Annotated in this window: 5 protein-coding genes; 2 read left to right on the top strand and 3 right to left on the bottom strand. The window is 68.5% G+C overall.

Annotated elements, in window-relative coordinates:
- Window positions 1-151: 151 nt before the first annotated feature.
- A complete protein-coding gene (locus R2910_02080) occupies window positions 152-487 on the top strand; it encodes a hypothetical protein (GenBank protein MEZ4411761.1) in 336 nt (111 codons plus the stop codon).
- Window positions 488-500: 13 nt separating this feature from the next.
- Here the strand turns inward: R2910_02080 and R2910_02075 are convergent, their stop codons facing one another.
- A complete protein-coding gene (locus R2910_02075; GenBank protein ID MEZ4411760.1) occupies window positions 501-1,748 on the bottom strand; it encodes a tetratricopeptide repeat protein in 1,248 nt (415 codons plus the stop codon).
- Between the two features lie 147 nt (window positions 1,749-1,895).
- On the opposite strand from R2910_02075, the gene R2910_02070 reads away from it, so the two are divergent.
- Window positions 1,896-2,876, top strand: coding sequence for an MBL fold metallo-hydrolase (locus R2910_02070; GenBank protein MEZ4411759.1), 981 nt, complete (start codon window positions 1,896-1,898; stop codon window positions 2,874-2,876).
- A gap of 14 nt (window positions 2,877-2,890) precedes the next feature.
- Here the strand turns inward: R2910_02070 and R2910_02065 are convergent, their stop codons facing one another.
- Both R2910_02065 and R2910_02060 read right to left on the bottom strand, forming a co-directional pair.
- Window positions 2,891-6,184 (bottom strand): SdrD B-like domain-containing protein, encoded by a 3,294-nt coding sequence (locus R2910_02065; GenBank protein ID MEZ4411758.1) that lies wholly within the window; start codon window positions 6,182-6,184, stop codon window positions 2,891-2,893.
- 6 nt (window positions 6,185-6,190) lie between these two features.
- Window positions 6,191-12,412, bottom strand: a complete 6,222-nt coding sequence (locus R2910_02060) for an OmpA family protein (protein ID MEZ4411757.1) — start codon at window positions 12,410-12,412, stop codon at window positions 6,191-6,193.
- Window positions 12,413-12,458: the final 46 nt, after the last annotated feature.

Raw genomic sequence — 12,458 nt, 5'->3', positions numbered from 1 at the left:
AGCGGGAGCTGCCGGCCGCAAACGCCTTCTCTGTCTTGCCTTGCATCGCCCTGTTGCACCGTTCCATCAGCAGAGACACGGGGACGGCCTCCAGATTGCGTGGAGAGCCGTTCTCCCCCCCCATTCCGAGCGCACTCGCGACGGAGGCCTGATGCGGTACCTCTACCTGATTGCCGGCAGCGCGATCGCGCTGACGGGCGCCTACTTCATCGCCAACACCTTCATCGAAGTGACGCCCTGGATGGACGAGATCGGCGTCATCGTCGGACTGGTCTTCGTGTACCTCGGGGCCATCAACATTCTCAACTACTGGTACGGCATGAAGGCGCGCGGGCTGTGGGTGGCCGCGATCATCGCGAATGTCGGGATGCTCCTCACATGCTGGGTCGTCGGCGCGCATCCCGCGGGGCTGGAATGGGGACTGGTGGCTGCACTGGTCCTGGCAGCGCTGCTGTCGTTCGACCCCCGGTCCACCAGGCCCATCTAGCGCCTCGATTCCGTCACTCCCCGCCGACCGCCTTCAGTCGGGCGGCCGCCTGCGGATAGTTCGGATCGAGTCGCAGGGTGGTCCTGTACTGAGCCGCAGCCTGCTCCGGCTGGCCGGTAAACCGGTACGCCTCGCCAAGCTGGTACTGGCTCGTGGGGTCGTCAGGGAAGTCCGTGGCGTTCAGGCGAAACACCGCGAGGGCGTCCTGGATTCGCCCCGTCTGCAGGAACTGGTACCCAACCGCAATGGCGCTCGCCGAGGTCTCCTCGTTGGGCCGCGCCGTCCGATAGGCCAGGTAGGCGGCTTCCACGCTCCCGTCCCCCGCGGTGGTCGTCGACAGCACGTCGGTCATCGACACCAGCCGGATTCGCCGCAGCACCGACCGGGCGGCGCCGCCCGTGACGCCGCCGCCCGACACCAGCTCGTTCACCCACAACTCCTGCCCGGAGGGCGACACGGCGATTCCATTCGGCTGACTCATCAACGCCGTCGTGGCAGGCCCGTCGGACTGCCCTTGCACCCCGGTTCCCGCCACGACCGAGACGGTCCCGTCCCGCTCCACGCGAAATACCTGGTGGCCGCGGAGCTTGGTGACATAGAACCCGCCGCGGGCATACACGATGTGGCCGTTGCCCCCAGCGCCCGGCACGTCGGCGAAGACGCTGGCCATGCCCCCGGGGGTAACCCGCACGATCGTCGTATTCGAGAAGTTCACCACGAAGAAATCGCCCTGGTCGTCCCGTGTAATCCCGTTCGGGCATGCAAAGAGCGGCCCGTCGACCAGGCGCGTGACTTCGTGGTCGGGTCGCACCACGGAAACGAAGCCACCGCGGCAATTGACGACGTAGAGTTCCCCGCCCTCCCCCACCGCGATCCCCACGGGGCCGTCGAGCCCCCGGTCGGCCCACAGCTCCGTGCTGCCGTCGCGGTTGACCCGCGTGATGTAGTTCCCGTGGAAGCTGGACTGGTAGACCTCGCCCCGCGGACCGACGGCGTTCCCGGACGAGCCGTAGAACCCGTCCGCATACCGCTCGACCGAGCCCCCGGGCGTGTAGCGCCAAAGCTGGTTGCGGAAGTCCGCCACATAGACGTAACCCAGCTTGTCGACGGCGACGCCGCCGACCGCCCCCATGTCGGGAATGGTGTCGCCGTCGAACACCGTGAACAGGGTGTCGGGCGGGATGGCGCGCTGCGCCTGGAGGGGGGTGCCCGCCAGGAGGCACAGCACAACGGTCCGGGCGCTCCGGTTCCACAGCATCATCAATACTCTCCTTGGTGATTGCTTCCCTACGGAGCCATGCGGCCATCGGTTCCGGCTACAGCGTGGCGGGTGGCGTCGACACTCTCCACGCTCCATCTTGGATGGTGCATCAGGCGATCAGGCCACGAGGGGGCAGCGCATTCCATGATGAACCGACGTCACTTCCTCTCCGCCCTCGCCGCCAGTGGAATGGTGCCACGGTCCTGGCTGACGTCGGGCTGGCCACCAATCTCCCGGCCCGCCGGCGCAGACCTGTACGCCCTCGTCCTTGGCTCGGTGCAGGACGCCGGCTTCCCCCAGGTCGGCTGCTATACCGACCGCTGCAACGAGGGACGCGCCCTCCAGGCGGCAGGTCATGGACGATTCGTCTCGTCCCTCGCCCTGGTGGAGCCGGAGGCAGAGCGGTTCTACCTGGTGGACGCGACTCCCGACATCACTCGGCAGATCGACCTGATCACCGAGCCGGCGTTTCGTCAACGGGCTGCCGCACGCCGCCCATTCGACGGCATCTTCCTCACCCATGCCCACATCGGCCACTACGCCGGCCTTGCCGTGCTGGGCAACGAGGGGATGGGAATGCAGAAGACGCCGGTCTACTGCACGCAGGCCATGGCCGACTTCCTGGCCGGCAACTATCCCTGGCGATTCCTGGTCGAGCAGGGTCGCATCGACCTGCGGCCCCTGTCGCTCGACCGATGGCATCGCATCGATCCGCTCCTCGAAGTCCAGCTCTGGAAGGTTCCGCACCGGGACGAACAGGCGGACACGGTCGGGTTCCTGTTCCGCGGGCCAGACGCGACGCTCCTCTTCATTCCCGATATCAACTCGTGGTCACTCTGGAAACGGAGCATCGCCGAGGCGGTGGCGGGCGTAAATGTGGCGCTGCTGGATGGCTCGTTCTGGTCGATGGATGAACTGCCTGGGCGGACGGTGGAGGAGGTGCCGCATCCGCTGATGACACAGACGATGGACGCGCTGCAGGCGGTGGCAGACCAGGGTGAAACGCAGATCGTGCTGACCCACCTCAACAACTCCAACCCCGCCCTCGACGAGGGTGGGGCTCAACAGACGGAAATTGTGCGGCGGGGGTTCACGATTGCGCGCGAGGGGATGGTGTTCGCCCTCTAGCGCCGGAGAGGGCGCTAGCGGATGCGCCCCGCAAGCCCCACGCTCCCAGCGTGGTTGGGCGGCGTGGCGCTCAAACTTCCTGTGAATGCCCAGCGTACATTGGTCACATTGCGGTCGTACCCAGCCGGCGCCCCGCCGCCGCCGCTCACCGGCGTGTAGGCGAAGGTGGCGCCGTTGTTGTTCGAGTACGTCACCGTGACCGTGAGGCCAGTGGTGCCGAGGTTGGACGTGACCGAGCCCACCTTGAAATCAACCCGGGGCGTCAGCGAATCAACGAGCACCACCCCCGTGGCAGCAGCACCCCCGGTATTGGCAAAGGTGAGGGTGTACACCAGGTCGGTGCCGGGCTGCTGGGCGCCGCTCGGGAAGACGGTGTTCGTCAGTGTGAGCACCGGCGGAGGCGAGTTTACCAGGAAATTCGGGCCGAACTCCGAGGTGTTGTTGTTGGCGTCGGTGGCGGTGCCGGTGACTCGGTCGCCGCCGCCCACACCTCCCAGGGAGAGAGAGCCGCTGAAGTTGCCGTTCGCATCGGCGGTAAGGAAACCAAGGTAGACCGGACCCTCGCCGTAGCCGGTGGGATCGTTGTCCGACTTGAACACCTCCACCCGCGCGCCGCCGAACGCGGACTGCCCAGGCGCGCTGCCGACATATCCCGCGACCGTCAGCAGGGCGCCGCTCACCGACGCCGAGGTAAAAACCGGATAGTCCATGCCGTCGTTCGTGCGGTTGTTGCGCTTGTTGCCGTCGTTGGTTGTCACCCCGTTGTTGCTCAGGTCGATGCCGAGGCCGATGTTGAGCGAGATTGAGTTCCCGAGGATGGCGATCCGATCCGTGTTGTTCGACGTCGCCACGACGCCGTCCCCCTGGTTGTACCAGATCCGATTGCCGTCTCCCACACCCGTGCCACCAATCGTGTTGTCGCGCGCGCTGTTGCTGACCATAACACCGGCCCCGGCGTTGCCCAGCGCGCCCGTGCCGCCGGCATCAAGGCCGATGTAGTTGCCGAGAATAACATTGCCGGTGCTCGCCGCGTCACGCAGCCAGACGCCTCCTGAGGCATTGCCGGAGATCACGTTGCGCGTCGTGGCGGTCGTGCCGCCAATCGTGTTATTGCTGGCGCCGCCCAGGATCTGGATTCCGTAGCCGCCGTTGGCTGCCGTGGCGCTCCCAGATGCGTTTACCCCGATGTGGTTGCCAGCCACCAGGTTGCCGGTGGCGCCGGTACCGCTGAGCACGAGGCCCTGATCGCTGAACCGGTTGATCACGAAACCGCGCACCACATTGTTGGCCGAGGTGATGGTCAACCCGTCGCTTCCGCTGCCGGCACCGCTGCCGTTCAGTTCAACGATCGGCACCCCCGACCAGCCCGGCTGGGTCTGCGCGTCGAGGACCAGCGCCGAAGTGATGCTCGGCAGGGCGCTGGTCAGGTTGACGGTGGCCACGCCGCCGGCGAACTGGTTCGCGTACCCGATGTTCGTCCCGGGGAACGCAGTCCCATTAGCGAGCATGAAAATGGCGTTCTCGGTGCCGGCAGGCCGCCCCGCCTGCGCCAGGCCGGTGTTGGAGAGGGCATTGGCGTTCGTGATCACCTGCCGGAGGCTCCCCTGCCCGGCGGTGTTCCGATTGACCACCACGTCGAAGCTGAATCCGAAGTCCACGCTGGCGATGTTGCCGGCGCCGCTGATCGTGACCGGCGCAATCGACTGCGCCCGCCCGGTGATCCCGGCGGTGAACACGCCTGTGGCGATGTTCATCGTCGTCCCGGCGCCACCATTGCCGGCGTCCACGGCGTCCGGGTCCTGCCCGCCGACGCGATCGGTCACCGCCACCGCGGAGCCGCTCGCAGCGGTGGTGCGGTAGGTCTGGACCGGGATCAGGCTGGCCACATAGCCGCTGCGCGAGGACGGTACCGTGAGATTCACCACCCGGACCGTGTAGTTCCCGGCCACCAGGCTCGGCCAGCTGTATGCGCCGGTACCGTCGGTGGTGGTGAAGCCCACGTACGCCCCCGCCCCGTTGTAGAGCTCCACCCGCGCTCCAGCCAGCCCCACGCCACCCGACGCCGCGAGGCTGCGGCCTGCGCCGCCTCCGTAGTTCGCGTCCTCGAACACCCTGCCTGAGATCGACGCGCCGACCGTGAGGGTCGCGGAGGCCGATGAGAGGTTGGCCCCGATGATCGTGAGCAGGCCACCGGCGGGAAGGGTGACGACGTAGCTGCCAGCCGTGGTCGTCGTCACGGTCACCGTGACCGTGCAACTTCCACCAGCGGGAATCGTCCCGCCGGAGAGCGTCGCACTTCCGCCGCCCGCCGCAGCGGTGACGGTGCCGCCACAGGTCGTGGCCCCGGCAGGGGTCGGGGCGTTCACCAGGTTGGCGGGGTAGCCGAGCGTGAAGGCGGCCCCGCGCTGTTGCACGGAGGCGGGATTGGTGAGCGTAATGGTGAGGACGGAGGTCGCACCCGGGGCGCCCAGTGTGCCGGGCGAAAAACTCATCGCAACGGTGGGAGGCGGCGCCGGCACCGACGCGAGGTCCTGGAGGGCCGCGGGCCCCGTCCCCACCAATGTCGCGGCCCCGCCGGTGAGCGGCACCGTGTACAGGTTATTGGAAGTGGAGCACTGCACGTACAGCGTGCCCGCGGCGTCGAACGCCGCACCGGATGGGTCGCACGGCATGCCCGTGAAGGTGCCGACACTGGCGAGCGCCCCACCCGTTACCGGCACCCGGTAGAGGGTGTAGGGGTTGCCGGTGCCCGTCGGGATGTACATGTAGCCGTTGCTGGGGTGGAAGGCGAGGTCGCCACCGGTATTGCCGGCCGGTCCACCGGTCAGCCCCGCACCCGTCGCGGTGCCCGCACCGGTGGACTGGTTCAGCAGGTAGATGCTGTTCGTCCCCATGTCCACGCCGTACAGGCTGCCCGACGTGCTGAAGCCAAGCCGGGGCATGTACGGGACCCCGGTGTTGCCGACGAATACCGGCGCCGTGGCCGGGGTGGCCGGGTCCCAGCGGTAGAGGGCGTCGTTGCCCCCGCTGCCCACCACGAAGAAGAGCACGCCGTCGCTCGGGCGCTGGGCAGCGCCGGCGGCATACCCTCCCGAGAATGGGGTGCCGGTGTACACCTGGACGCCCGCCCCTGTGGCGCTGTTGATCCGGTAGATGCCGTTCGCGTTGGTGCCGTAGATCTGCAGCTGGGCATGCGCGGCCGTTGCGGGCAGGGAGGCAAGCACCACGGTCGCCAGTATCGTGCGCGCGAGCCACGCCCACACCCGTGGGGCCGCCCGGCGAGGCGTCGAGAGGCGGATGCGATGCATGAACACCTACCTCCCCCCGAAACGCTGGCGCCAGAAGTCGGCGGCCGAGGCGATGCTCTGCTCGGTCACGCGGGCGCTGAAGGTGACAAACCACCCGTCGCCGCCATCGGTGGCGAAATCGGGGTCCTGCAGGTCGCCGAACCGGTACCCCGTCACGACCTCGAGCGTCTGCTGGGGCAGGAAGGCGAGTTGCGGCGAAAGCTGATACCGCGATTCACCGCTGGTCCGCTCCATCAAGAGCCGCCCATCGAGCCGGGCCTCGAGCCGAGGCATGACCACGAGGCTGCCCCGCAACCCTACGAAGTCGGCCAGTGAACCGAGCGCCACGCTGGTGCCGTCGGAGGCGACGAGGCTTGAGCTGCTCCGCCGGCTCGCGAAACGGGCGGCGATTTCGCTGATGGCCGAGGGCTGGTAGATCCCCTCCACCGCAACGATGGTCCGCCCCTCTTCGCCAGAGCCGCCCAGCACGCTGCCGCGGTTGGGATTCAGGACGTTGATCCACTGGAACTTGGCCAGGACGTTTAGCTTGTTGCTGCGTGTCGGCCGGAACGCGACGCCCCACAGCGACCCGTAGGCGTGGCCGAAGATCGTCGTATCCGAGTTCGTCTGCTCGGTCTTGAGCACATTCTGCCGAGTCAGAATGGCGAGCCCTGAATTCAGCGACACGTCGCCCGCCAGGGACAGCAACCGGTTGCTGTTGATGTCGCCATCCTTGAACTCGGCGCGCGCGCTCAGGCGATAGGGCGCCAGCTGTGGAAGGTACTCGGCCCCGGCGCCAACCGACCAGTAATTCTCCTCCTGCTGCAGGAAGGGCGCGGCCCGCACCGGGTCGAGGGTGCCGGCCGCGTTGAGCCCCATCCGCCGCTCGAAGAGCGTGTTGAGCGTCCAGCTCGATCCGACCTGGAGGCGATTCCGCAGGCCGACGAGGGCGGCGTTGTCGGCGCCGGAGATGCCGGCCAACTGGTACGAACCATAGGCCTCGGTCCCCGTCCCGATGCGGGTCCGGACCCCGAGGTCGGTCACGCTGTAACTGCCCGAGTCGCCGGGGAAGAAGGCGCGCCGATGCCTGGCTTCGAGGGAGACGCCACTCGTGACGTCGTAGGAGGCCCCGACGCCGACGAAGCTGGGGCTCTGCGACGCTCCGGTGCCCCCCAGATCGACGCGTCCCTCGGTCCACATCCCGAGACGACCCTCCGGCTTCCAGCTGACCTTGGCTTCGGCGCCCCAGACATCGTCGTCCAGATTGGGGCCCAGGAAGCGATGGCTGGCCAGCGACCCGAGCACCTGCACCTCGGACCCGATCGGCTGGAGGACGCTCGCCCTCGCCTCCTGGCGCTCCTGGTCCTGCACGTCGAATCGCTGCCAATTGTACCCGAGCTGAAACTCGCGCCCGCTCCGCTTGTACTGTGCGCCAAGGTTGATGGCGCTGGTGCCACCCTGGAGCGCCGGGTTCGCCGGGTTCCCGAACTCGCGGCTCACCCCGAGCCACTTGGCCGTCAATTGCCCCGCCCCGCCGAGGAATCCGTACGAACCAGCCAACGCCGTGGCGGTGCCGCTCGAATCGGGACCGTTGGAGAACGACACCTCTCCGCCCAGCGTCAACCCCTGCCGTGCGACGAGGTGCAGGTCGGCGCCGAGCAGCTGGTGGCCGCCGGCATCGGGGCTCTCGTGCACCCAGGTGGCGCCCACACGCGCCGAATCGAGCGGCGTGTTCCGGATCCACCTGGTGCCGTCGACTGCGGCACGCAGGCCCCAGACTTCGCTGCTGGAACCGCCGGACTCGGCCTCGTAGATGACCACGAGGTAAACCGGGTTGCCGTAGGTGTCGGCGGCGGGCACCGGCCGCTTCAGGAGCAGCGAACCCGACTCATAGTTGATTTCATAGTCCACAAACCGCGTGAGGACTTCGCGGCTGAGGATATGCTCGGCGTTGTTGCGCTCCCGCGTCTCCACCGTCACCTGTTCGGTGCCGAAGCGGATCGTGCTGCCGAACGTATAGGGGCCAGATGAGCCAGCTCCCCGGATCTGGGTCTGCTGCAACAGCTGCGTCGTCACCGCGCCGAAGCCTTGCCACACCACCGGCCCGGTCGTGTAGCGGGCGGCCAGGCCCGGCAGCGCGCGCCGGTAGTCACTGAGTCCCAACTCCGAGCCGAGTCCGCCGTTGATGCCGATGTCGCCGAATGCGAGCCAATCGTACCCGCGTTCGACGCGGGCGGAGAGCTGGTAGGTCGAGGCGCTGGAGGTCCGGTAGATGCTGGCGTCGCCCAGGATGGGATACTGTGCCTCGGCCAGCGGGTCGGCGCTGCGCGCAAAGGCGTCGGTCCCTGCATCGAGGCGCCGGGAGTCGTAACTCAGCAGGAACGAGGTCCGGTCGTCCAGATGTCCGCGGGCCGTCACGGCACCATAGGCGTCGTAGCTGGCGCCGATACCGATGAGGCCCGAGCCAGTGAGCAGGAGCGGCTGGACCGCTGGCAGGACGTCGAGCGGGAGTTCCCCGTGCAGGGCCGCGTAGGAGAGCTGCAGGCTTCCCGCGCCCACCGAATGTCCGGGACGGAGGAGAATGGTCAGCCAGCCTGCTTCGTCGGCCGCCACCTGGACGCCAACCGACGAACCGTCCGCGTCGGGGTTCACCACCTCGGCGCCTTCCGCGACCACAGTGACCTGCGGCCCGTTCACCACCGGCACGCCCCAGGCATCGAGCACCCGGACGCGGGCCGTCGCGATCGTCTGCCCGTCGGCAACGAGCGCCACACGCTGCTGCTCCGAATGGAACGACTCCGGTGCTCCCGTCACATGGACGGAGCTGCTGTCCCAGCGCTCCTTCGACCAGGAGTTCATCATGCGCACTCGCAGGCGATGCGGGCCGGGCTTGAGCTCCACCGCGATGAAGTCCTGCACGCCATCGGGACGGAGGCGGGCCTCCGCCAGGGCTGAGTCGCCGTCGAAGAGGGTGACCGGCGCACCGGGCTCACCCCGGACGCCCACGTATGCGCGGTCGCTCTTGAGAATCGAGCCGTCGGTCGGGCTGAAGATCTCCACGCCTGGCCCGGTCAGGAACGCGTTCTGTTGCTCAGCGAGCCGCGCCTCCTGCGGGCGGAGCGGCTCCAAACGTGCCGGCGCGCTTGGCGCCACGGCGCCCGCGGGGCGGACCACGAGAGTCATCGGTCCGGTCGGCTCCTCGGGGAGCTTCCAGGTCAGGGCCTCGCCCCCCTCCACGACCCGCGCGGTGGCCGGTGCCGAGACCGGCGCGGCGCTGTCCGTCTGCGTGCGCCACCCGGAGGGCAGGACAAAGGTGGTCTGGTTCTGCCATCCCGCCTCGGGAGCGGAGAGGGTGACCGCCACCTCGCCGCCGGGCGGCAGGGCCGCCAGGTCGGGAAGGCTGTCGGTGGTGACGGCAGGAGCGGTCACGCCGGTGACCCGCACGACAGAGTCAGCCAGGGCGACCTCCAGTCGGCTCAGTGCACTGCCATTCAGCGAGAGTTCAGCGGAGGCGGCGGCGTCCGGTCGGCGGCTCCAGCCACGGAGCGCGAAGGCGGCGTGCGCCGGGATGGCCGGCAACGCTACCGTCGCCCCGGCGGCGCGGCCCACCACGGAGTCGTTGATCAGCAGCTCGGCGGAGTCGAGCGGAACCGGGAAGGTGACGCTCAGGTCGGACAATGGCATCCCGTAGGAGTTCTGCAGGCCGACCTCGAGCATCATCGATTCCGCCGGCGGCTCCGCGCTCAGCACTTTGATCTGATCGTCGACCTCGCGGATCTGGGTCGCATAGACGATCCGCAGCTCGACCCGGCGATTCCGCGCGCGACCCTCGGCGGTCTGGTTGCCCGCCACCGGGCTGGTTGCGCCGAACGCCACCGGGATGAGACGGCTGGGGTCGACACCGGCCGCCACCAATTGCTGCATGACCGCCTTGGCGCGCTCCTCGGAAAGCTGGCGGTTGTGTTCCACGGAACCGACGGCGTCGGTATGCCCGCGGAGGATGACCGAGAGTTCCGGGTTCGCGTTGAACCAGGGAGCAAGGGTGTCCAGCATGCCAATCGCCGCCGGCGAGAGCACAGACTTGTTGGAGGCGAACTCAACGTTCCGGACCTCCACCGGCGGGATGTCCAGGTACCCGTGCTCGGCGACGGAGTCGCGCTGCTGCAGCCTCGTTGCGGTGGTGGCCGTGTCGACGGGTGTCGCGATGGACTGGGCCGTCAGGCTCCAGCCGATGGGAAGCCGCACTCCCGCCATGCGGGCGGCGTTCGGCACGAGGCGGAAATCCACCCGGGGCGTGGTCCAGCCAGTGGCGTCGCGGGTGACGATCAAGCGCTCCACGCCCGAGTCCGCCAACTGGTAGCCGGGGGGGACGGTGGCGAGATCGGGCCGGAACGCGTGCTGGGTGCCGGGCTGCATGTTGCGGAACGAGAAGCGGCCATCCGTATCGGTGGTGGCGATATCGCCGTCCTCCGTCCACACGTCCACGCCCGGCATCCCGCCCTCACCAACGTCCTGAATCCCGTTGTTGTTTGCGTCCACCCAGACCTTGCCGATCACGGCGCGGTCCTGCATGGCCCAGGAGCGGTTGACCTGGAGCGAGGCGACCGCGTTGGCGGAGCGTGTCACTCCGCCCGCGACGGCGAACGCCGTGTTCTCCAGCGTGGTCGACGACGCCGAGACGACGGCGACCGCGTAGTGCACCGAGTGTTCGGCACCGGGCGCCAACGGACCGGCGATGAAGAAGGTGAGGTCCCGCCCGCTCGACTGCACCGAGTCCACCCCGGTGGCGGTGCCCTTGGCATACCGGGTGCCTTCGGGCAGTCGGTCGTGGATCTGGATGTCCGACAGGTCGACGACGCCCCGGTTGCCCACCACCAGGGTGAAGGGCGCCGTCTCGCCGAGGCTCACCTCGACGACATCCGCGGTCTTGGTGAGGGAGAGTTCCCGCGAGGCGGGCCCGACGAGCAGGACTTCAGAGGCGGTGGAGCTCTGCTCCGGGGCGTTGCCCGAAGTGAGCACAGCGGTGTTGCTGACCCGCTGGGTATCGGTGACCGTCGCGGCCACGGCCAGCGTCAGCTGAATCTGCCCCGTGCTGCCGGCGGCGAGGTCGCCCAGCGACCACTGCAGCACCCGCCCCGAGAGGACGGCAGCCGGCAGGGACGAGACGTAGTCGAGTCCGGTCGGAATCGTATCGGTGACCACGGCGCCGGACACCACCGCGGTCGGCGAGGCGTTGCGCCAGGTCATCTGGTACTGCACGGCGTCGCCAATGCCGGCCGTCGACGGCCCGATGAGCGACTTCACCAGGCTCACCTCCGGGGCAACCACGGCGGTCTGCACCGCGTTGGAGGCCACCGAGTCAGTGCCCGCCACGGTCTGGTAGGTGGCGCTGGCGGTGTTGGTGACGGCCTGCTGCCCGACACGGACCTGGAAGTTCACCGTACCGCTGGAGCCCCCGGCGACGGTGGCCAGGGAGAACACCGCGACATTGTTGAGGGCGTCGAAGGTGCCCGCGTCGTCGCCGGCGGCGTCGGTGAGAGGCGCTCCGTTCAGGCGGAGCGAGCCCGGCAGGTAGACGGTCCCGGCCGGGATCTGGTCGGCAATCCGGACATTGGAGGCCGAATCGGGACCGGTCGCCTGGTACGCAATAGTATAGGACAGGATGTCGCCCGGAGACGCGGTCGGCCGGTCGACCGACTTCGCCAGCGACACCGCAATGCCGACATCCCGGATCTGGAGTTGATCGGCGACGCTGTCGCTGACGGCAGCGTCGAACTGGGAGGTACCACTGAGCCAGAGGGTGTCCAGGGTGCCGCGGACCGTCGCCACGGCGGGGACATCCACGGCGAGAAGCAGGTTCGCGGTGGCGCCCGCCACCAGCGAGATCGGCCCCACCACGGGCTGTTCCCCTGCATCGAGCGCTCCATTGCCGTTGGCGTCCTGGTAGACGCGGAGCGGCCAGCCAGCGCTGGAGCGCGCGGCAACGGTGAAGCTGTCGGTCCCGTTGCCGATGTTTTGCAGCGTGTGCGCAAACCACACGGTCGCGCCGGGATCGCTGACCGACGCGCGGGGCGGCTCGACATCGACGCCCGCAACCTGGCCAACGGTCAGCACCACCATGTTCGAGCCGGCCGTGAAGGCCAGCCCGTTTTCATCCTGCCAGGACACCTGCGCGACATTCGAAATCTGGGTCCCAGCCGGCAGGGCCTGGGCGCGCAGGTTGGCGACGGACACGAACAGGGCAAGCACGCCAAGACCCCACCCTGCCCACTGGGCAGGATGGAGCCTCGAACGG

It is taken from the genome of Gemmatimonadales bacterium (assembly GCA_041390145.1).
GTDB lineage: Bacteria > Gemmatimonadota > Gemmatimonadetes > Gemmatimonadales > GWC2-71-9 > SPDF01.
Note: the sequence above shows the minus strand (reverse complement) of the source record. Positions and strands in the feature narration are given on the sequence as shown.